This window comes from Streptosporangium sp. NPDC087985, from assembly GCF_044741965.1.
Lineage (GTDB): Bacteria > Actinomycetota > Actinomycetes > Streptosporangiales > Streptosporangiaceae > Streptosporangium.
Map to the genome: position 1 here is coordinate 156347 of NZ_JBIUTQ010000010.1, position 21985 is coordinate 178331.

At 69.8% G+C, this 21985-nt stretch carries 17 protein-coding genes and 1 riboswitch; of the genes, 6 read left to right on the forward strand and 11 right to left on the reverse strand.

Features of this window, described 5'->3' with window-relative positions; genetic code table 11:
* Positions 1-24: 24 nt before the first annotated feature.
* Positions 25-1119: a branched-chain amino acid aminotransferase gene (locus ACIN94_RS20170; RefSeq protein ID WP_400708086.1), complete on the reverse strand. Its 1095-nt coding sequence runs from the start codon at positions 1117-1119 to the stop codon at positions 25-27.
* Between the two features lie 171 nt (positions 1120-1290).
* On the reverse strand, positions 1291-2337 hold the full coding sequence (locus tag ACIN94_RS20175; RefSeq protein WP_400708088.1) for a 3-isopropylmalate dehydrogenase: 1047 nt from the start codon (positions 2335-2337) through the stop codon (positions 1291-1293).
* 157 nt (positions 2338-2494) lie between these two features.
* Positions 2495-2711, forward strand: a riboswitch (cyclic di-AMP (ydaO/yuaA leader).
* A gap of 2 nt (positions 2712-2713) precedes the next feature.
* On the opposite strand from ACIN94_RS20175, the gene ACIN94_RS20180 reads away from it, so the two are divergent.
* From ACIN94_RS20180 to ACIN94_RS20190, 3 genes are all read left to right on the forward strand, one after another.
* Positions 2714-3340, forward strand: a complete 627-nt coding sequence (locus tag ACIN94_RS20180; protein ID WP_400708090.1) for a C40 family peptidase — start codon at positions 2714-2716, stop codon at positions 3338-3340.
* 184 nt (positions 3341-3524) lie between these two features.
* The gene (locus ACIN94_RS20185; protein ID WP_400708092.1) at positions 3525-4376 is read left to right on the forward strand and encodes a helix-turn-helix domain-containing protein; all 852 of its coding nucleotides are present in this window, start codon (positions 3525-3527) and stop codon (positions 4374-4376) included.
* Positions 4377-4423: 47 nt separating this feature from the next.
* Positions 4424-4717: a hypothetical protein gene (locus tag ACIN94_RS20190; protein ID WP_400708094.1), complete on the forward strand. Its 294-nt coding sequence runs from the start codon at positions 4424-4426 to the stop codon at positions 4715-4717.
* A gap of 568 nt (positions 4718-5285) precedes the next feature.
* On the opposite strand, the gene serA is transcribed toward ACIN94_RS20190, so the two are convergent.
* Complete coding sequence (gene serA / locus ACIN94_RS20195) at positions 5286-6875, reverse strand: phosphoglycerate dehydrogenase (RefSeq protein ID WP_400708096.1); 1590 nt, start codon at positions 6873-6875, stop codon at positions 5286-5288.
* Between the two features lie 208 nt (positions 6876-7083).
* Here serA and ACIN94_RS20200 point away from each other — a divergent pair, with 208 nt between their 5' ends.
* Complete coding sequence (locus ACIN94_RS20200; protein WP_400708098.1) at positions 7084-8061, forward strand: hypothetical protein; 978 nt, start codon at positions 7084-7086, stop codon at positions 8059-8061.
* Positions 8062-8118: 57 nt separating this feature from the next.
* On the opposite strand, the gene ACIN94_RS20205 is transcribed toward ACIN94_RS20200, so the two are convergent.
* The 3 genes from ACIN94_RS20205 to ACIN94_RS20215 are packed head-to-tail and all read right to left on the reverse strand — an operon-like array spanning position 8119 to position 12033.
* Positions 8119-10749, reverse strand: a complete 2631-nt coding sequence (locus ACIN94_RS20205; protein WP_400708100.1) for an ABC transporter permease — start codon at positions 10747-10749, stop codon at positions 8119-8121.
* A 52-nt stretch (positions 10750-10801) separates the two neighbouring features.
* Complete coding sequence (locus tag ACIN94_RS20210; RefSeq protein ID WP_400708102.1) at positions 10802-11509, reverse strand: ABC transporter ATP-binding protein; 708 nt, start codon at positions 11507-11509, stop codon at positions 10802-10804.
* Positions 11506-12033 carry a PadR family transcriptional regulator gene (locus ACIN94_RS20215; protein WP_400708104.1) on the reverse strand — a complete coding sequence of 176 codons (528 nt, stop codon included), beginning with the start codon at positions 12031-12033 and terminating at the stop codon, positions 11506-11508. The genes ACIN94_RS20210 and ACIN94_RS20215 overlap by 4 nt, the downstream gene beginning before the upstream one ends.
* Before the next feature lie 88 nt (positions 12034-12121).
* On the opposite strand from ACIN94_RS20215, the gene ACIN94_RS20220 reads away from it, so the two are divergent.
* Together ACIN94_RS20220 and dacB are read left to right on the forward strand one after the other, a co-directional pair.
* Positions 12122-12667, forward strand: a complete 546-nt coding sequence (locus ACIN94_RS20220; protein ID WP_400708106.1) for an FHA domain-containing protein — start codon at positions 12122-12124, stop codon at positions 12665-12667.
* A 196-nt stretch (positions 12668-12863) separates the two neighbouring features.
* Positions 12864-14414: a D-alanyl-D-alanine carboxypeptidase/D-alanyl-D-alanine-endopeptidase gene (gene dacB / locus ACIN94_RS20225; protein ID WP_400708108.1), complete on the forward strand. Its 1551-nt coding sequence runs from the start codon at positions 12864-12866 to the stop codon at positions 14412-14414.
* A gap of 132 nt (positions 14415-14546) precedes the next feature.
* On the opposite strand, the gene ilvC is transcribed toward dacB, so the two are convergent.
* From ilvC to ACIN94_RS20250, 5 genes are all read right to left on the reverse strand, one after another.
* Complete coding sequence (ilvC, locus tag ACIN94_RS20230; protein WP_400708154.1) at positions 14547-15527, reverse strand: ketol-acid reductoisomerase; 981 nt, start codon at positions 15525-15527, stop codon at positions 14547-14549.
* A gap of 39 nt (positions 15528-15566) precedes the next feature.
* Positions 15567-16091, reverse strand: a complete 525-nt coding sequence (gene ilvN / locus ACIN94_RS20235) for an acetolactate synthase small subunit (protein ID WP_400708110.1) — start codon at positions 16089-16091, stop codon at positions 15567-15569.
* A 55-nt stretch (positions 16092-16146) separates the two neighbouring features.
* Positions 16147-17883, reverse strand: a complete 1737-nt coding sequence (locus ACIN94_RS20240; RefSeq protein WP_400708112.1) for an acetolactate synthase large subunit — start codon at positions 17881-17883, stop codon at positions 16147-16149.
* 239 nt (positions 17884-18122) lie between these two features.
* Positions 18123-20789 (reverse strand): putative bifunctional diguanylate cyclase/phosphodiesterase, encoded by a 2667-nt coding sequence (locus ACIN94_RS20245; protein ID WP_400708114.1) that lies wholly within the window; start codon positions 20787-20789, stop codon positions 18123-18125.
* A gap of 254 nt (positions 20790-21043) precedes the next feature.
* Positions 21044-21952, reverse strand: a complete 909-nt coding sequence (locus ACIN94_RS20250; protein ID WP_400708116.1) for a 2-hydroxyacid dehydrogenase — start codon at positions 21950-21952, stop codon at positions 21044-21046.
* Positions 21953-21985 lie beyond the last annotated feature (33 nt).

Genomic DNA, 21985 nt, shown 5'->3' on the forward strand with positions numbered 1-21985 from the left:
GCCGGGCTCTCCTCGGTGCGGGGATCAGCAGATCTTGTGGACCCAGCTGTACGGGTCGGGGCGGGAGCCGTACTGGATGCCGACCAGCTCCTCGCGGATCCTGGAGGTGACGGGTCCCTCGGTGCCGTCGCCGATCGTCCAGGCGCGGTCGGCGCCCTTGACCGAGCCGACCGGAGTCACGACCGCGGCGGTGCCGCAGGCGAAGGCCTCGGTGAGCTCGCCGGACTCGCTGGCCGCCTGCCACTCCTCGATCGACAGGCGCCCCTCCTCGGCGGTCAGCCCGAGGCGGGCGGCGAGGGTGAGGATCGAGTCGCGGGTGATGCCGGGCAGGAGCGTGCCGGTGAGGGCCGGGGTGAGCAGGCGGTCGCCGTAGACGAAGAACAGGTTCATCCCGCCCATCTCCTCGACGTAGCGGTGCTCGCCCGCGTCGAGCCAGACCACCTGGTCGCAGCCCTGCTCGACGGCCTGGCGCTGGGCCACGAAGGCCGCCGCGTAGTTGCCGCCGCACTTGGCGAAGCCGGTCCCGCCGGGGGCGGCGCGGGTGTATTCGGTGGAGAGCCAGACCGAGACGGGCTTACCGGCGCCGAAGTAGGCGGCCGCCGGGGAGGCGATCACCATGTACCGGTAGGTCCTGGAGGGGTAGTTGACGCCCAGCGCGGCCTGCGTGGCGATCATGAAGGGGCGCAGGTAGAGGCTGTGACCCGGGGTGGTGGGGACCCACTCGCGATCGGTCTGGACGAGAAGCTCCAGCGACTCGACGAACGTCTCCTCGGGCAGTTCCGGCATCGCCATCCGCGCCGCCGACCGGTTGAAGCGGGCGGCGTTGGCGTACGGCCGGAAGGTCGCGATCGTGCCGCCCTCCTGACGGTAGGCCTTCATACCCTCGAAGAGCTCCTGGGCGTAGTGGAACACCGCGGTCGCCGGGTCCAGGATCAGCGGGCCGTACGGCGTGAGCCGCGCGTCGTGCCAGCCCTCACCTTCGGTGTAGTCGATCGAGACCATGTGATCGGTGAAGACCTGCCCGAATCCTGGACTCGCCAGTACCTGCTCGCGCTCGGCTGCGGTGCGCGCGTGGTCGGAGAGCTGCACGTCGAAGCTGAGCTTCTGAGCGGTGGTCATGGCGGAGATCCTTCTCTTTGTGACGGTTTGCCCTTAGTCCATTCTGCGATGGACCGGGTAACGGGAAACTACTGCATCCAGGTCGAAACCCGGCAGCGCCCCGGATAAACAGAGACGCGCCTGGCGGCTCGTGAGCCGCCAGGCGCGTCTGAGATCGGGGAGGCGGCTCCGTCAGCCGGCTACTCGGGCGGTGATGTCGTCGCCGATCTCGCGGGTGGTCCGTCCGGCCCAGCCGGTCAGCCGTTCGAGGAGGTCCTCGGCCACGGCCTGCTCGACCTGGGCCGCCTGGGCGGACAGGCCGAGGTGGTCCAGGAGCATGGCGACGGACAGGATGGTCGCGGTCGGATCGGCCTTGCCCTGGCCCGCGATGTCGGGGGCGCTGCCGTGGACCGGCTCGAACATGCTCGGCGCGGTGCGGTCGGGGTTGACGTTGCCGCTGGCCGCCAGGCCGATGCCGCCGGCGACGGCGGCGCCGATGTCGGTGAGGATGTCGCCGAACAGGTTGTCGGTGACGATCACATCGAACCGCTCCGGCTGGCTGACGAAGAACATCGAGGCCGCGTCGACATGACAGTAGTCGGTCTCGACGTCGGGATACTCCAGGCTGACCCGGTCAAACGTGCGGGCCCAGAGGTCGCCGGCGTAGGTGAGCACGTTGGTCTTGTGGACCAGCGTCAGCTTCCTGCGTGTCCGGCCGAGCGCCTTGTCGAAGGCGTAGCGGATGACCCGCTCGACGCCGAAGGCCGTGTTCAGCGACTCCTGGGTGGCGATCTCGTACGGCGTGCCCCGGCGCATCACGCCGCCGGCTCCCGCATACGGCCCCTCGGTGCCCTCGCGGACGACGATCATGTCGATGTCCTCGGGGCGGGCGTTGCCCAGCGGGGTCTCGACGCCGGGGAAGAGCTTGACCGGGCGGAGATTGACGTAGTGGTCGAGCTGGAAGCGGAGCCTGAGCAGCAGATCGCGCTCCAGGATGCCCGGGGGCACGCTGGGGTCGCCGACCGCCCCGAGCAGGATCGCGTCATATCCCCGCAGTTCGTCCAGGACGGTGTCGGGGAGGGTCTCACCGGTCTCGTGGTAGCGCCTGGCGCCAAGATCATAGGTGGTGGTCTCCACCTGCGCGCCGACCGCTTCGAGGACCTTCAGGCCCTCGGTGACGACCTCGACTCCGATCCCGTCCCCGGGGATGACTGCCAGGCGAATGTTACGCGCGTCCATGCAGGCACCTTACCGGCCCGTCTCGGTAACCGAACACTGGTCTCATCCATCGGACATTTCCGACCCCCGGAGTCCTCGCGATCATTTTGTCCGGTTTTGCGAGGTATTGACCCTTTCGTGAAGTTTCGTTATCGTCCTCACCATTCGAACCGATGCCTAATCCGCACGGCCGCTCCCCCATCGGCCTGCGCGGAGCCGGGGAACCACTTCCGGGGCCACGGCCGCCCAGGACATCTCGCTCCCTCACGCGGAGCCCAGATGTCCAGGGCCGCCATCACTGGGTCCCTTGGGGCGAATCAGCGCTTCTCGCGCCGTAGGGCGGCCTCCACGCCCGAGCCCGACAGCTAACCCGGCCGGCCTTATGGAAGGAATCATCTTGTCCGGCAAGATCTGTCCCCGCGTCCTGACCCTGCTCGTCGCCGGCGCCGCCGCGCTCGCGACCCCGTCACTCGCCCAGGCCGCCGTCTCCGCCCCCCAGGCCGCTCCCAAAGCCCCCGCCTCCGCCCCTGAGGCCGCCACGCTCACCGGCGCCAAGCTCAAGGAAATCCTCACCCACCAGGCCTCCAAGCCCGCCTGGCAGAAGGCCCTGCAGTGGGCCATGGCCCAGCGCGGCACCCCGTACGTCTGGGGCGGCACCGGCAACGGTGGTTTCGACTGCTCCGGCCTGATGCTCCGTGCCTACGGCGCCGCCGGGATCAAGCTGCCCCGCGTCACCTACGACCAGTACGCGGCGTTCTCCAAGAAGATCGCCTGGAAGGACCTCAGACCCGGCGACCTGGCCTTCTTCAGCGGTCTCGGCCATGTCGGCATGATCAGCAAGCCCGGCTACATGGTCCACGCCCCGCAGACCGGCGACGTGGTCAAGGAGGAGAAGCTCAGCGACTGGCGCCGCAGCAGTTTCGTCGGCGCCGTCCGGCCCGACGCCCAGGGCGTCAAGATCTCCATCGAGCAGGCCAAGCTCGCCGCCGAGCCTGCCCCCTCGATGCTCGAAGCCAGCCTCTGATCGACGGGCACCGGCCCGGGTATCCCCGAGGCCCGGGCCGGTGCCCGTCAGGAGTACACCGGAGTTCGGGCGAGCACCGCCCCGCCCGATGACGAGACGCAATAATTCGCAACATAACGAGATATTTCACAATTTCGGGCGTATCCTCGCAGCCAATACCCCCCAACAGGGACGAGGTGGCTCGATGGCAACCTCCACCCGCATCGACGAAGCGAAGGGCATCCTCGCGGCGCGCCTGCGCGCACTCCGCTCGGATGCCGGCCTGACCGGCCGGGCGCTGGCCACACGGACCGGCATGGACCACACGAAGATCTCCAAGATCGAGAACGCCGTTCAGATGCCGAACCAGACCGACATCCGGGCCTGGTGCAAGGCGTGCAGCGCCGAGGAGCAGGTGGTCGACCTGATCGCGGCGGCCCAGAACATCGAGGCCATGTACACGGAGTGGCGACGCCTGGAGGAGACGGGGCTCGGGCGTGTCCAGCGCTCGTTCCAGCCCCTGTACGAGAAGACCAGCAGGTTCCGCGTGTGGCAGCACTCCGCGATCCCCGGCCTGCTCCAGACCTCCGGGTACGCGCGGGGGCATCTACGGACCGTCATCGACTTCCGGAACATCCCTGACGACATCGACGCCGCGGTGGCCGCGCGGCTGCGGCAGCAGGGCGTGCTGCGCGACGGCACCAAACGGTTCGCGTTCATCGTCGGCGAGCAGGCTCTCCGCACGCCGCTGGTCGGACCGGCGGAGATGGCCGCCCAGCTGGACCGGCTCATCGAGCTGACGAGCGGCGTGGCGAACCTGTCGTTCGGGATCATCCCCGTGACGGCGAAACCGCCGATGATGCCGCCGGAGAACTTCTGGATCTACGATGCCAGCCGGGTGCGCGTCGACACGGTGCCCGGCCAGATCCAGCACAAGGCCCCCTCGGACGTCGCCGTGTACGAGAAGGCGTTCGAGGCGCTGCACACGGCCGCGGTGTACGGCGAGGCCGCCCGCGCCGTGCTCCGGGCGGTGGCGGGCGAGTTTCGCGCAACATAACGCAACATCGTTGATGCGGGCGCATCCGGCTCCTTAGCGTGGCTACCGTGCCCCCGCCGCGCTTCTCCCTGACCGGGTATGACACCGAGGAGATCGACGCCGCCGCCAGGGTCCAGGCGGACGCGCCTGGCTGGCTGGTCATGTGGCGGCCGTGGCGGCGGTGCTTCACCGCGTTCGAGTGCCGCGACCCGTGCCAGGTCCGGATCGTCGAAGCCGGGACGGCCGACGAACTACGCGATCTCATGCAGCACGTCGAAGTCGAGCTCTGGCAGACCTTGCCCCTTCCGTCCACGGCGGAGTCGCCACCCACACGCGACCTGCCGCTGAGGTCTGCCAGGTAACAACCCTGTGGCCCCGGGGCGAGGACTCGTTCTCGGAGGGGTGCTCTTCAGGGAGAGGGGAGCCTCCCGGGGCCACAGGCGCCACCACCCCCGTCGCGCCGGGGGTCACAGGGTGGGGCCCGGGGGGATCAGCGGGTGGGAACGCCTCCGTTGTCGCGCCGGTCCAGGGCGATCTGGAGGGCCTCGGCGGCCTCGTCCCTGGTCTCTTCGGGACGGTTCCAGGGATACATGTCGTACATGGCGATCCTCATCTCGGTCGCGTGCGAGCAGGGGAGATGGTCCGGACTCCGGTCACGAGTCCAACCGGGCCTGGAGGTCGCGGGTCCGGATCACGGACCGGCGACAAGACATGGGACCGGCGAGCACCGCGACACCGCGGCGGGCCGCCGGCCTGTCCTGTCAGGCCCCGCCGCGGCAGGTAATGAGTGCGAAAACCTGGCGCATTGCCTCCCACGGTACCCGCTCACGGACATACCGTCTCGCCTGCCGTACGCACTTCTCACATGATGAGACGACATACGGCTGCCGCCACCCCCGGTCGAGGGTGGCGGCAGCCGTACGGGACGATCTAGTCGGCCAGGTCGACCGAGCGGCCGCTGTCGGCGCCGATCTCGCCGCCGATCTGGTCGATCACGTTGGCCGGGATACCGGTGTCGACGGTCAGCGCGATGAGGGCCTTGCCGCCCTTGACGTCGCGGGCCACCTGCATCGAGGCGATGTTGATGCCGTGGTCGCCGAGGATCCGACCGACGACGCCGACCACGCCGGGACGGTCGGTGTAGGTGAAGAACGACAGGTGGTCGGTCGGCTCGATCTCCATCTGGTAGCCGTTGACCTCGACGATCTTCGTGATCTGGCGCGGGCCCGACAGCGTGCCGGAGACCGAGACCGTACGGCCGTCGGCGAGGACGCCGCGGACGGTGACGACGTTGCGCCAGTCGGGGCTGTCAGAGCTGGTGACCAGCTCGACGGTCACGCCGCGGTCCTTGGCCAGGAGCGGGGCGTTGACATACGTGACCGAGTCCTCGACCACGTCGGTGAAGATGCCCTTGAGCGCGGCCAGCTCCAGCACGCGGACGTCGTGGGAGGCGATCTCGCCGCGGACCTCGACGTCGAGCCTGGTGGCGACCTCACCGGCTAGAGCGGTGAACACCCGGCCGAGCTTCTCGGCCAGCGGCAGGCCGGGCTTGACGTCCTCGGCGACGGCACCGCCCTGGACGTTCACCGCGTCCGGCACGAACTCGCCGGCGAGGGCGAGCTTCACGCTCCGCGCGACCTGGGTGCCGGCCTTCTCCTGGGCCTCGTGGGTGGAGGCGCCCAGGTGCGGGGTGACGACGACCTGGTCGAGCTCGAACAGCGGGCTGTCGGTGACGGGCTCCTTGGGGAAGACGTCGATGCCGGCACCGGCGACGCGGCCTTCCTTGATCGCGGAGTAGAGCGCACCCTCGTCGATGATGCCGCCGCGGGCGACGTTGACCAGGCGCACCGACGGCTTGACCGTGTGGAGCTCCCTGTCCCCGATAAGCCCGATGGTCTCCTTGGACTTGGGCAGGTGCACGGTGATGAAGTCGGCCTCGCGCAGGGCCTCCTCCAGCGACACCAGGCGGACGCCCATCTGCGCGGCGCGGGCCGGCTGCAGGTAGGGGTCGTAGGCGATCAGCTCGACGCCGAACGGCTGCAGGCGCTGGGCGACCAGCTGCCCGATCTTGCCGAGACCGAGGATGGCGACGACCTTCTCGTCGAGCTCCACCCCGGTGTACTTCGAACGCTTCCACTCGCCGCCCTTGAGCGCGGAGTGCGCCTGGGCGACGTTGCGGGCGGAGGCGAGGATCAGGGCGACGGTGTGCTCGGCGGCACTGGTGATGTTGGAGGTGGGCGCGTTGACGACCATGACGCCGGCCTTGGTGGCGGCCTCCACGTCCACGTTGTCCAGGCCGACGCCGGCGCGGGCGACGACCCGGAGCTTCGGCGCGGCGGCGATGGCCTCCGCGTCCACCTGCGTGGCACTGCGCACGATGAGCGCGTCCACGTCGGCGAGGGCGGGCAGGAACTGGGCGCGGTCGGCGCCATCGGTGTGGCGGACTTCGAAGTCCGCGCCCAGGACCGCGAGACCGGCTTCGGAAAGTTCCTCTGCGACCAGTACGACGGGCTTGTTCACAGGCTGGATCCTTTGAGACGTGAAGGCTGCTGCACGGACCTCACGTAGTCTATCGGCGCTTGTGAACGTATTCACGAATGTCCCGCGATCCGAGACGGCTACCCGCCCCGGCTCCATCTCATGCGGAGAAAATTCAACTTGGTCTTGATCCGGAGAAAACTTCACGATTACCCTCATAGGCCGTGGTCCCCTATCTATCGTTCTTTATATGAGCATCGGGAACCCCGCTCTCGGCGATGTGCTCGCGCAGCACGGCGGCCCGCACCGGCTGCTGACGGCGCTTGCCGAATGGGGCCTCCTGGTTGCCGTGCGACCGGATCGCTCCGTCGTGCTGGGCACGACGCAGACCGGTGACCGAGTCCTGCTCGGATACACCTCGGCGAGCACCTACGCACGGCACCGTGGCAGCCACTCGTTGTCGGCCTGCGACGCCGACACCATCCTCGACATCCAGCGCGTCACCGGTGTGCGGGAAATCGTGATCGACGCCGCGGGACCGGCGGCAGCCGCCGTGCCCATCGAGGACCTCCAGCGCTACCTGCTCTCGACCCGCACCGGCCCCACGCCGGCGCTGTCGAGCGCGACCCCGACGGCGTACGCGACCGGGGCGATGGCCACGGTCCCGCCCCTCCCAGCCATCCCCGCTCCCCCTGTGGCCCCTGTGGCGCGCCCCCAGGACGTCCCTGTGACGCGTCCCCAGGACATCCCTGTGGCGCGCTCCCAGGACGTCCCTGTGGCGCGCTCCCAGAGTGCCCCGGTGCCGGCGGCTCAGCGGATCCCGGTGCCGGCGGCACCCGCCCAGCCGTGGATCCCCGCGCCCCGGCCCCATCTGTCGGGGCCGATGCAGATGGTGGACCCCGGCTACCGGCGGTGCGAGCATCCGATCCTGCCCGCGCTCCGCGTCGCGATCTCGCACCTGCTCACCGGCTACCCGCTCGTCCACCACGTGTGGATCTCCGAGGCCAAGACCTCCTCCGGCGCGCCGGGGATCATGCTGCACGTGAAGGTGCACATGTCGGCGGCCGAGGACGTGGTGCGGGACATCCACCGCGGGGTCCGCGCCCGGCTGCCGCAGCTCGCGGCGAGCGAGGCGCCGATCCTCATGGCCCGGGTCGCCGACGCGCGCAGCGAACAGCGGATGGTCGAACTGGGCGCCCACGTGGTCTGCGCCGACGTCACCGACTGAACCGGCGGGAACCGCCTGCCGGACAGGACCGCGCCCCTGTCCGGCAGGCGGTTCCGGCTAGCCCGTCCGCCGCACCAGCGTGACCTTGGTCCTGGCAGACGCCATCGCGATCAACGCCGCCAGCAGCGGCAGGCCGATGCCCACCGCCAGCAGCGTCGGCCACGGCACGCTGAGGACGACCCCCACCTTCTCGAATGGGACCCCGTTCAGCCCGATCTCCGGCTCGCCGCCATGCCGCAGGCTCACCTGGCTCGCCAGCGCGAGCCCGGGGACCAGCCCGACGAGCAGGCCGAGGGGCACACCGAACCCGGCGACGACCGTCGCCTGCCCCGCCGCCACCAGCCTGCGTGTCAGGGGACGTGCCCCGACCGCCGAGAGCGTGTCAAGGTCGGAACGGGCGTCCGTCGCGGCCAGCCCCGAGGCGGCGAGGGTTCCGCCGAGCACCACCACCGAGGCCAGGGCCGCCATGATCCACAGGGTGCGGAGAGCCCCGCTGTCGTCGTTCTGCCGGCTCCCCCGCTCGGTCCGGACCGCGACTTTCGACGTGACGGCGCGCACCGGCACGCTGAGCCGTTGCTCCTGCTCCGGGGTCAGGCGTGCGACCGCCGGGTCCACGAGCAGGTGACTCAGCTTGGGGGTGAGCCCGGCCTTGGTGATCGCGGCGACCGGCATCACGCCGAGCACGTTGAACGGTCCCGGAACGGTGACCACCACCGCGGGAATGGTGAGTGCCTTCACCTTCTCCTGGTCTGCCGTCCAGTCCCAGCTTGAGACATTGAAGCGGATCCTGCCGTCCCTGACCGCCTCCGGGTTGAAGATCACCATCTTCCCCTCCGCCAGCGCCGTCTCGGCTACCCGGTCGGTACGGCCCAGCAGGAGGCGGAGCAGGTCGGGCCCGCCCGCCGGAAGCCGGCCCAGGGGCCCTTGCGAGGTGAAGCAGCGGCTGCAGTTGCCGTCCACCTGGTCGAAGTACACCGACTGGCCGTCGGCTTCGACGGGCCGGTATGTCTCCACCAGCGGCACACCGGGGAGCGTCCGATCGACGATCGGCCGGATCTTCCCCCAGGCTTCCTCGGTGACGTCGTCACCGTAGATCGCCGTGGCGCCCGTCGGGTAGGCCTGCCGGTAGTACTCCTGCGATGCCCTGTCTCTGCTGGCGACACTGACCGCGACCGTGCTGAACGCCGCCGCCGCGGCCAGCACCGCCACGATGGCGGGAGCCGTACGGCCTCGGTTGCGGGAGGCGTCGCGGACGGCCAGCCGGAGGGGGAGCGGGAGCCTCCCTGCCGGCCTGCCGATCAGCCGGACCAGCCAGGGTGTCACCATGACCAGGCCAAGCAGCCCGAGCACCCCGCCGAAGAGGATCATCACATCGGCCGACCGGATCCCGAAGACCATGGCCCCTGCCCCCGCCGTCAGCAGGACCAGCCCGAGCAGCGGCCAGCCGGCCCGGTCGCGCACCGTGGGCCGCCGACCGGCCAGCGCCGCGACCACGTTCACCCGGGCGGCCTGCACGGCGGGCACCACGGCCGCCGCCACCCCGCTGAAGACCCCGAGCGCCGCGACCAGTGCTATCTGTCCGAAAGGCACTTCGAAGGGGCCGAGCCTGCCGGCCGGCCAGATCCCCATATAGGCCACGATCCCCCTGGCGACGCCGACTCCGAGGACGGCGCCGAGGACGGCGGCGGTCAGTCCCAGGGTCAGCCCGTCGGCCAGCACGACCAGCTTGAGATGGCGGGCCGAACCGCCCTGGGCGGCGATGAGCGCGAGCTCCCCGCGGCGGCGCCGCAGTCCCACGGCGAAGGCGGGCCCGGCCAGCAGGACGACCTCGATGATCGCCAGGGTCACCCCCAGCACGGCGGTCAGGACGTCGATGCCGTTCAGGGGCCGCGCCATGGAGAGAAGTGCCTGCCCGGGTCCGTTACCCTCGGGTGGCGGGTTCTCCAGTACCGCCCGCGACCACACGCGCACCCCCGCCTGATTGAACCGGAGCGTGTCGTCCCAGGTGATCGGCGCCGGAGCCGCCACCAGCCAGGACCGTTCGACCTCGGCCGGGCCCGAGGCGAGGATCAGCGAGCCGGGAAGCCCGATGATTACCATCCGGGGATCTAATGGCCGCCGGACCACCGTCCCCACCACGCGTTTGGGCACGCCGTCCCGGTGGTAGACGCGGAGGGTCGAACCCGTGGCAAGCTCCATGGGCGCGGTGACGACCACCTCGTCGGCGGCCTGCGGGTAGCGTCCCCGGACGAGCGGGAACATGGCGCCCGCCATCGGGTCGCGCAGGTCCACCTCCCGGACACCGACGTACTCGTCGTCGGTTCCCGCCCAGTAGGGGGCGTAGCCCTCGTTCATCGGGATGAGCCGGCTACCGGGCCCGGCCAGGGCCTGAATCTCCGCCTGGGACCGCCGCGACTTGCCGACGACGCCCCCGGGCTCCCAGGCGCCACCGGTCACGTCCTGCCGGATCGGCTCGGTGGCCCCGGTGTCCGTCAGCTTGGCATCGGCCGCACCGAGTTCCATGGTCAGCCGCTCCTCCGGCCGGAGGTCCTCGGTCGCGAAGTAGGTGAGCACGGCGGTGATGGCGAGGACGGGCAGGCCGATCATGACGATGATGAGTGCGCTGCGCGCCCTGGCCCGGCCGATGCCTCGTCGGGAGATCCGCAGCGCGGCGAGGAGGGCGCTCACGCGGCGCCCTCCCCGGAGTTCGCCGAAGTGCTCCTGCCGTCTGTCCGTTCGCTCACCGGGCACTCTCCAGGGGGACGGCGGTGGAGTCGGCGATCTCGCCGTCTCGGAGGAAGACCACCCGGTCGGCCCAGGCGGCGTAGCGGGGTTCGTGGGTGACGAGCAGCACGGTGGCTCCCGCGTCGCAGCGGGCGCGCAGGAGCTGGAGGATGTCGTCACCGGTGGGGGTGTCGAGGGCGCCGGTGGGCTCGTCGGCCAGGATCAGCCGTCGCTCCCCGGCCAGGGCGCGGGCGATCGCGACCCGCTGGCGCTGGCCGCCGGAGATGTCGTCGGGGAAGCGGCTGGCGACGTCGGCGAGACCGACCTCGGCGAGCACCTCCAGCGCCTCGCGGCGGGCGTCCTTCGCCTTGATGCCGTCCAGCTCGCGCGGGAGCATGATGTTCTCCACGGCGGTGAGCGACGGGATCAGGTTGAGGTCCTGGAAGACGTAGCCCACGTGCCTGCGGCGGAGCGCGGCGAGCTCCCTGGCCGGCAGCCCGGCCAGGGAGGTGCCCTCGACGACCACGTCGCCGGAGGTGGGCAGGTCGAGGCCGCCGGCGAGGTTGAGCAGGGTGGACTTGCCGGAGCCGGACGGTCCCATCACCGCGACCAGCTCTCCGGCGGCGACGTCCAGGCTCACCCCCCGGAGTGCCGCCACGGCCTGTGGTCCGTCACCGTGCACGCGGCTGACGTCCGCGAGCCGTACGACCGGATCGAAACTCATCTCTGTGTCTCCTGCGTCTGGGGGGAGGCCGTGAGCACGGCCTCGCAGTGATCGAGCCAGCGCTGCTCGGCCTCGGCCTGGAAGATCATCGAGTCGAGCACCAGCCGCTGTGCGGTGCCGTCCACGCCTGACCGCTTGGCGCGGGTCAGCTCCTGCAGCGTGCGCATGGTCGCGGTGCGCTGGGCCTGGATGACGGGCCGTACGTCGGCGACGGCGGTGACCGCCATCGCCAGCTTGATGACCAGTTCGTCCCGGGGCCGGTCGGCCTGGGCGACGGGGGTGCCGAACCATCGCTCCATCTCGGCCCGACCGGCCTCGGTGATCGTGTAGACGACCCGGCCCTGGTCGTCCTGCTCGCCGGGGGTCACCAGGCCGTCGCGTTCCATGCGGGAGAGCGTCGTATAGACCTGGCCGATGTTGAGTGGCCAGGTCGCCCCTGTGGACGCCTCGAACTCGGCCCGTAACTGGTAGCCGTGCTGGGGCCCCTGGCTCAGCAGAGCGAGCAGCCCATGTCGGATCGCCATGGATACTGAGTATGCATACTCAGTATGTCCACTGCAAGAGATCCGCATATTCTGGACAGGTTCCGCCCCGGGGGCGGATACTCGGGGGATGAGCTCGCCGCCTCCCCCGTCCCGCGCGTCCGATGGGGACCGCGATCGTGCGATCAACGAGCTCCGCGACCGCGCCGCCGAGGGCCGGCTCTCCCACGACACGTTCCTCGGCCGCGTCGACATGGCACTGCGCGCACGCAGCCAGGGCGAGCTCGACGACCTGATCGCCGACCTGCCACCCCGGGGCCGGTTCCGCCGTGTGGTGACCGAGATCGTCTCCTCGGCCTCCGACTTCACCAAACGGGTGGAGTCCGCCTGGAGACGTCCCCGGCTGCCCCGGCTCGCACTGCCCGGCGACAGCCGTACCCGCTACGTGGTCGGCCGCGGCTCGGCCTGCGACCTGGTGCTGGCCGACCTGACCGTGTCACGGGTGCACGCCGAGCTCCGCCGCGACGAGGACGGCTGGATCGTCGTCGACCTCGGCTCGCTCAACGGCACCCGGCTGAACGACTGGCGCCTGGTCGGGCCGGCGAAGGTCCGTCCGGGCGACGTCCTCTCCTTCGGCGACTGCATGTTCCTGGTGATCACCGCCCAGCTGCTCTGAGCGCCTCCACGGTGACGGTGCAGCCGACGCGGGGCACGGTGACCAGGGCAGGAACGGGCTCCGATGTGATCGTGCGCACATCCAATCGCAGCAAGCAATCGCTTGGCAGACCCGAAAGATACGAATATTTCCGTATTGTCGCGCGGTCTGCGATTCCTCATGATCTTCGCAGACACCCTAGGCACAGGGAGAAACCGTGCGGCCCTCGCGACGAACCACGCTCTCTTTATCCGCCCTCCTCCTCGCCGGTCTTGCCTGGACCTCGGTCCCGGCGAGCGCGCTCGAACCCACCTCCGGAGTCACCGACCTGGTCAAGGACCTCGACCAGATTCTCAGCGACGCCCGGCTGACCCCCGCGCGGGCGGGCGTGGTGGTCAAAAGCGCCACCTCCGGTGAGGAGCTCTACGCTCAGGACCCGGGCAGGATCCTCACCCCCGCCTCCAACACCAAGCTGGTGACGTCGGCCGCCGCGGTCGACTCCCTCGGCCCGGACTTCCGTTTCACCACCGATGTGCTGTCCACCGGCCGGCGCGCCGACTCGGTCCTGACCGGAGACCTCTACCTCAGGGGCACCGGCGACCCGACCCTCCTCGCCGCCGACTACGACGCGCTGGCCGCCCGCGTGGCCGCCACGGGGCTCAAGGTGGTCACCGGCAAGCTGGTCGCCGACGACACCTGGTTCGACTCGGTACGGCTGGGCACCGACTGGGCCTGGGACGACGAGCCGTACTACTACTCGGCGCAGATCTCCGCGCTGACCGCCTCGCCGGACACCGACTACGACGCCGGGACCGTCATCGTCTCGGTCGCCCCCGGCAACTCCGCGGGCAAGCCCGCCAAGGTGTCCACCACCCCCGAGACCGACTACCTGAAGATCGACAACCGGGCGACGACCGGGACCTCGACCGACGTGACGGTCGAGCGGCAGCACGGCACCAACACCGTGCTGATCACCGGGACCGTCGCGGAGAAGTATGACGAGTGGGTCACCGTCGACGATCCCACCGGGTACGCTGCCTCGCTCTTCCGTAAGGCACTGACCGGGCACGGCGTGCGGGTGCTGGGGGCCACGGCCCGCGAGACGACCCCCGCGGGGGCCGTCACCGTGGCCTCGCGCGAGTCGATGCCGCTGGGTGAGATGCTCGTCCCGTTCCTGAAGCTCAGCAACAACATGCACGCCGAGATCCTGACCAAGTCGATCGGGCGCAAGGTCTCCGGAGCGGGGACCTGGAACGCCGGGCTCGCCGCCATCACCGCCTTCGCCCGGGCCAACGGCATGCCGACGCTGCGCGTGCGGGACGGTTCCGGCCTGTCCCGGGTGGACGGCCTGACTCCTGACGGCGTCACGGGCCTGCTGATCGCCCTGCGCTCCAAGCCCTGGTTCTCCACCTGGTACGGTGCGCTGCCGATCGCCGGAGAGCCCGACCGGATGGTGGGCGGAACGCTGCGGAGCCGGATGCGCGGCACCCCCGCCGCCGGGAACGTCCGCGCCAAGACCGGGTCGCTGACCGGCGTCACGGCCCTGTCCGGTTACGTGACCAGTGCGGACAACGAGCCCCTGGTCTTCTCCGTGATGCTCAACCAGTTCCTGTCCGGCTCCCCCAAGGACATCGAGGACAAGATCGCCATCCGTCTCGCCCAGTTCAGCCGGACCGCCCCCGCCGACATCGCAAACGTCCAGCTCCGCCAGGTCCAGCAGGACTCCGCCGACCTCGAGTGTTCCTGGCTGAAGCCCGCCCAGTGCTGACCCGCTGACCTCCTCCCCCGTCGCCCCGCGGCGAGGGAGAACGGCGACGCCCCCGCGACGGATGAGCGTCGCGGGGGCGTCGCCGTACGAGATGACCCGTTCAAGCACGGGCCACCCGGAGAGAGCCCGCCGCTACTTGAGCCAGCTCATCATCGGACGCAGCTTGGCGCCGGTCTTCTCGATCGGGTGCTTGGCCAGCTCCTCGCGGTAGGCGGTGAACTTCTTCTGGCCGCTGTCGAACTCGTCCACCAGCTCCCTGGCGAACTCACCGGACTGGATCTCGGCGAGGATGCGCTTCATCTCCTTCTTGGTCTCGGCGTTGACGACGCGCGGGCCACGGGAGTAGCCGCCGTACTCGGCGGTGTCGGAGACCGACCAGTACATCTTGTGGATGCCGCCCTCGTACATCAGGTCGACGATCAGCTTCATCTCGTGAAGGCACTCGAAGTAGGCGACCTCGGGCTGGTAGCCGGCCTCGATCAGAGTCTCGAAACCGGTCTTGATCAACTCGGACACGCCACCGCAGAGGACGGCCTGCTCACCGAACAGGTCGGTCTCGGTCTCCTCCGTGAAGGTCGTCTTCAGCGCGCCGGCGCGAGTGCCGCCGATGCCCTTGGCATAGGACAGCGCGAGGTCCCAGGCCGTGCCGCTGGCGTCCTTCTCGACGGCGATGAGGCACGGCACGCCGCGGCCCGCAGTGTACTGGCGGCGGACGAGGTGACCGGGGCCCTTGGGCGCGACCATGGCCACGTCCACACCCTCGGGGGCCTCGATGAGGCCGTAGCGGATGTTGAAGCCGTGGCCGAAGAACAGGGCGTCGCCCTCGACGAGGTTCGGAGCCACGTGCTCGGCGTAGAGGTGACGCTGGATGTGGTCCGGCGCCAGGATCATGGTCAGGTCGGACTCCTCGACGGCCTCCGCGGGGGTGACCACCCGCAGTCCGTCGGCCTCGGCCCTCTCACGGCTCTTGGAACCCTCCGGCAGACCGACCCGGACGTCCACGCCGGAGTCGCGCAGGGACAGGGCGTGGGCGTGCCCCTGGCTGCCGTATCCCAGGACAGCCACATGCCGGCCCTGGATGATCGACAGGTCGGCCTGGTCGTCGTAGAAGATCTCAGTCACTTGCTTAACCTTTCAGGTTTCTCGTACTGCCTACGCAGTCCGGTCCAGGGCCCGGAGAGAACGGTCGGTGATGGAACGGGCGCCGCGGCCGATGGCCACCATGCCCGACTGGACCAGTTCCTTGATGCCGAACGGCTCCAGAAGCCTGATGAAGGCCTGCAGCTTGTCCGGCGTGCCGGTGACCTCTATGGTCACCGCGTCAGAGGCGACGTCAACGCAACGCGCGCGGAAGAGGTTGACCAGTTCCAGAACGCTGGAACGGGTCTCGGCGTCGGCACGCACCTTGATCAGCGTGAGCTCGCGCTGCACGGCCTGCGCGGGATCGAGCTCCACGATCTTCAGCACGTTGACCAGCTTGTTGAGCTGCTTGGTGACCTGCTCAAGCGGCAGCTCCTCGACGTTGACCACGATGGTCATCCGCGAGATGTCCTCGTGCTCGGTCGGCCCGACCGCCAGCGAGTCGATGTTGAACCCTCGGCGGCTGAACAGCGACGCGACGCGCGCGAGCACGCCGGGCTTGTTCTCCACCAGCACGGAGAGCGTGTGCCTGCTCATGCCTTCCCCCTCGCCCGGCCGTGCCTGCCCGGCCACCCGCTTCGATCACTCACCGCTAGTCCTCGCTGTCCCAGACCGGCGCCATGTCGCGCGCGAACTTGATGTCGTCGTTGCTGGTCCCGGCTGCGACCATCGGCCAGACCATGGCGTCCTGGTGGACGACGAAGTCGATCACGACGGGCACGTCGTTGATCTCCATCGCCTTCTTGATCGTCGCGTCCACGTCCTCAGGGCGCTCGCACCGCAGACCGACGCAGCCGTACGCCTCGGCCAGCTTCACGAAGTCGGGGATCCGGCGGACCGTCTGCAGGTCGGTGTTGGAGTAACGCTTGTTGTAGAACAGCGTCTGCCACTGCCGGACCATGCCGAGGTTGCCGTTGTTGATGATGGCGACCTTGATCGGCACACCCTCGATGGTGCAGGTGGCCAGTTCCTGGTTGGTCATCTGGAAGCAGCCGTCACCGTCGATGGCCCAGACCGTGGTGTCGGGGCTGCCCATCTTGGCGCCCATCGCGGCCGGGAGCGCGAAGCCCATCGTGCCGGCCCCACCGGAGTTGATGAAGCTGCCGGGCTTCTCGTAGCCGATGAACTGGGCGGCCCACATCTGGTGCTGGCCGACACCCGCGGTGTAGATGGCGTCCGGCCCGACGATCGCACTCAGCCGCTCCATGACGTACTGGGGAGCGAGGGAGCCGTCCTCGAACTCGTCGTAGCCCAGCGGGTAGGTCTTCCGGTAGGAGTCGAGCTGGGTCCACCACTCGCTGTAGTCGCCCTTACGGCCGTCGTTGCGCACCGCGGCGATCAGCTCGGAGATGACCTCCTTGCAGTCGCCCACGATCGGGACGTCGGCCTGCCGGTTCTTGGAGATCTCCGCCGGGTCGATGTCGGCATGGACGATCTTCGCGTGCGGCGCGAAGGTGGAGAGCTGTCCGGTGACGCGGTCGTCGAAACGGACCCCGAGCCCGATGATCAGGTCGGCGCGCTGCAGCGCCCCGACCGCCGGCACCGAACCGTGCATGCCCGGCATGCCCAGGTGCTGGCGGTGACTGTCGGGGAAGGTACCGCGCGCCATCAGTGTGGTGACCACGGGGATGCCGGTCAGCTCGGCGAACTCCAGCAGCTCCGCCGCGGCCCCGGCCTTGTGCACGCCGCCACCGACGTAGAGGACGGGCTGCCTGGCCTCGGCGATCAGCCTGGCGGCCTCTCGGATCTGCTTGGAGTGCGGCCGGAGGACCGGCCGGTAGCCCGGCAGCTGCATGACGACCGGCCACTGGAAGGTCATCGTCGCCTGGAGCGCGTCCTTGGCGATGTCGACCAGCACCGGCCCCGGACGCCCGGTCGAGGCGATGTGGAAGGCCTCCACGATCGTCCTGGGAATGTCGTTCGGGTCGGTCACCAGGAAGTTGTGCTTCGTGATCGGCATGGTGATGCCGGAGATGTCGGCTTCCTGGAATGCGTCGGTGCCGATGGACCCGCTGGCCACCTGGCCGGTGATCGCGACGATCGGGACCGAGTCCATGTAGGCGTCGGCGATCGGGGTGACCAGGTTGGTCGCGCCCGGACCGCTGGTCGCCATGCAGACCCCGACCCTGCCGGTGGCCTGCGCGTAGCCCTGGGCCGCGTGCCCGGCGCCCTGCTCGTGCCGTACAAGCACATGCCGGACCTTGGTCGAGTCGTAAAGGGGATCGTAGGCGGGAAGAATCGCGCCGCCCGGGATCCCGAACACGGTGTCGACCCCGACGTTCTCCAGTGCTCTGACGAGGGCCTGGGCTCCTGTCATCTGTTCGGTCATCGGCTCGTTCCTTGTGGCTCAGCGTGTTCGGCGGCATAAAAAATGCCCCATCCCGCCAGGGATGGCGGAGCTGGGGCGGCGCGCAGGTCGAAGTGCTTCGCTATCGGCCCGCGCGCCGGCGAAGTACTACGAGAATCCCACTGTGATGCATGAATCCACCATGACCGACGGAGTGCGTCCACGTCAAATTCATGGGACGCGAGTCTCAAGATTCGAGACCACGATCAAGGTGAGCGCCGTCAGACGCCGCTGTGCAGGCTGGAGAGGCTGGTCCGCATGAGGGAGTCGACCCCGCGGGCGGCCATCGGCCGCGCCACCAGGAAACCCTGCCCCCGGGTGCAGCCCATCTCGCGCAGCAGTTCGAGCTGCTCCGGACGCTCGATGCCCTCGGCCACCACGACCAGCCCCAGGTCATGGCCGAGCCGTACGATCGTGCGGGTCAGCAACGTGAGCGTCTCGTCGCGGCCGAGCCCGGACACGAACGACGGGTCGATCTTGATCATGTCCACCGGGAGCTGCCGCAGGAGCGCCAGCGACGCATAGCCGGTGCCGAAGTCGTCGATGGCCAGCCGTACTCCGAGCCTGCGCAGCTCCGAAAGCCGCGTGATGGTCTCCTCGGCGTCCTCGACCAGCATCTCCTCGATGACCTCAAGGGTCAGCGCGCTGGGCGGCAGACCGCTCTCGGTGAGCGCCGACTCGACGGTCTCCACGAAGCGCGGTGCCATGATCTGCCGGGCCGACAGGTTGAGCGACAGCCCGATCTCCCAGGAGGACGTGCGCCACACGGCCACCTCCCGGCAGGCCTCGCGCAGGATCCACTCGCTCAGCGGGACGATCAGGCCGGTGTCCTCGGCCGCGCCGAGGAACTGCTCGGGCGGTACGAACGCGCTCCCCCGCCACCAGCGCACCAGCGCCTCGACGGCGGTGACGCGCGAGGTGGCCAGGTCCACCACGGGCTGGTACTCGATGGCGAACTGGTTCTCCAGCAGCGCCCGCTGCAGGTCGGCGGCGAGCTCCAGGCGGCGCACCACGTCAGCGTGCATGTGCGCGGCGAACACCTCGACTCGGCGCCCCCCGAGATCCTTCGCCCTGGCCATCGCCACGTCCGCGTTGCGGATCAGGTCCGCGGAGGAGACGTCGTCATCGGCGAAGGCCACCCCGACGCTCGCGGTCAGCGCGATGTCGCGGTCGGCCACCCGGAACGGCTCGGACGAGACCGTGCGGACCAGCCACTCGGCCAGGTCCACCGCCGTCTGGGCGTCCATCGCCCCGTCCAGCAGCACCGCGAACTCGTCGCCGCCCCAGCGGGCCAGGGTGTCGTCGACCCGTACGGCCGCGCGGAGCCTGCGCGCCGCCTGGCTGAGCAGGTAGTCGCCGCTGGCGTGACCGACCGAGTCGTTGACCGCCGTGAAGCCGTCGAGATCCAGGAACACCACGACGGCGCTGCTCGCACCGGGGCGGGCCAGCACCTCGCGGGTGCGCTCCTCGAAGTAGGCCCGGTTGGGCAGGCCGGTGATGCCGTCATGGAAGGTCAGGTGGGCGACCTGGTTGCGCAGTGCCTCCTGGTCGCTGACGTCGCGGGTGGTGACCAGCAACAGTTCCTCACCGCGCACATGACGCGTGGCGACCGACTCGGTGGGCCGCCAGGTGCCGTCCGCCGCCCGGATCCGGCAGGCGATCATGTAGGTACCCGGCCCCTCGGCCGGCCCCTCGTCCAGGTTCATCGTACGGAGCGCCGTCTGGATGCCCGGCGCGTCCTCGGGATGGATGTAGTCGAAGATGGTTCCGCCGACCAGCTCGTCGGGGCGGTACCCGTAGGTGGTCTCGACACCCTCGCCGATCTCCCGCACCACGCCGTCGTAGTCGCACAGCAGGACCACGTCGCCGGTGCTCTCCGCCAGATCCTGCAGCTGCCGCTCGCCAAGGTCCACCAGACGCCGCATCCGGCCCGACTCCAGCAGCATCACGGACAGCCGGACCACCAGGATGCCGACGATCGACGCCGACACCAGAGCCAGGACCGCGACCGGCCCCTGCACCTTGCCACCGAGCACGCGGAAGAGCACGACCGCGGTGGCCACGGCGACGAGGATCAGCGGCACGGCCGCGATCAGCGAGGAGGCGGCGTGGCCGACGGACGGCCCCTCGTCGTCGGCGGAGTCCCGGGAACGGGCTGTACGGTCGCGCCACGGGACCGCCGCGAGCACCAGGAAGGCCACCGGAGCCGGCCACATCCCGATCGGTGACGGCGTGTCGCCGCTCACCCGGGCCAGCGCGGTGACCGTCTCGGCCGCCGTGATGGCGGCCAGTACGGCCAGCGCCGCCAGGCCCGCCGGCCAGGCGGACCGCCGGACGGGAACCACCGCGGGACCCACGGCACACGCGAGGATCAGGCAGAGCAGCGGCAGGCCGACCGTGACCGCGAAGGTACCGGCGTCGTCGGCCTGGCGGGACGCCGGACCCAGCAGAAGGACCCAGCCGATCACGAAGAGCGAGGCGGCGCACACATACGAGTCGGTAAGGTCCCGCAGCAGCGCCCGCCCGCGGGCGGGCCGGGTGGCCAACAGGCCGGTGCCCACGGTGAGCATCGCCGTACCGACCAGAACCACCAGGTCGGCGAAGGTCACCACGAAGGGGGTACCGTCCGCGAGCGGCCGCACCCCGATCCCGACCAGCCAGGTGATCGAGCCGCCGGCCAGCCAGCGCCAGGCCGGCGCCCTGCGCCGGTCGGTGCCTCGCAGGAGCGCGGTGAACAGCGATACCGCCGCGACCGCGGCGGCGACGACTCCCGCCCCCGCGCCGGCCAGTGCGACCGGGACACCGCCGCGAAGAGCGGCAACGAGCCCCACCACGCCGGTTCCCGCCGCGACGGTCAGCGCTACCCGGGGGTCACGCCAGCGGATCAATGTCGTCTGCCCATCAGTGTCGGTCTGTCTCGCTTCCGCGAAGGCACACGGCCAGTCTGTGCTCTCCAACCCGTGTTGGTGGCGACAACACCGCAGTCGTCACCGATCTGATAACCATTCGAGGATCGGTATCAGGATTCACCGTACGTACTCCAGGTCACGAGGTAGCCACGGTCAGGATTCCTTTGCCGGTCAGTACGGCCCGCGGAGAGTAAAGACCTGGTCAGCAAGGATCTGACCGGTACGGACGGCGGTCAGTACGATCCGGTGATCACATTCTTGAGCGGTTCGCCCGCCAGGTGACGCAGGAGCTGGGAGCGGAGAAGCCGCAGCATGCGCCGTCCGGACGCCGGGGTGCTGCCCGCGACATGCGGGGTGATGAACACCCCCGGCGCCGTCCACAGCGGATGTCCCGGCGGCAGCGGCTCGGGATCGGTGACGTCGAGCGCCGCCAGGATCCGGCCCCTGCCCAGCTCGGCGACGAGCGCACCGGTGTCCACCACACCGCCTCTGGCCGCGTTCACCAGCACGGCGCCGTCCTTCATCGCCGCCAGGAAATCCGCGTCCACCAGCCCGGCGGTCGCGGGGGTGGACGGGACCAGCAGCACCACCACATCCGCCCGGGGCAGCAGCTCCGGCAGCTCGTCCTGACCGTGCACGTTTCCCCGCGCGGTCCTCGCCACCCGGACGACGTCCACCTCGAAACCGTCCAGCCGCCGCTCCAACGCCTCGCCGATCGAACCGTAGCCGACGATCAGCACTGTGGAGTCGGCCAGCACACCGGTGTGGTGGTAGGTCCACTCGCCTTCCCGTTGCGCGGCGGCGAACCCCGGGAACTCCCGCAGCACGGCGATCATGGCCCCCACCGCCCACTCCGCGGTCCCCGCGTCATGCACCCCCCGCGCGTTACACAGCACCGCGCCCTCCGGGAGGTGCGGCCGGTAGGCCTCCACCCCCGCAGTGACGGTCTGCAGCAGCCGGAGCCGGGACATCCTGCCGAGTAGCTCCGGGGTCCGTGCCACCGGTATCAACGGCGGGATCCAGACCTCGACCTCCTCCGCCCCGTCGGGGACCGGACCAGTGCCGTCGTAGACGACGCACTCCACATCGGGTAGGTCACTCAGGACGTCGACAGCGGCTTTGGAGGGGACCCAGATCTTCATGGCCCCATTATTCAAGGGATCGTCCGGGAACCT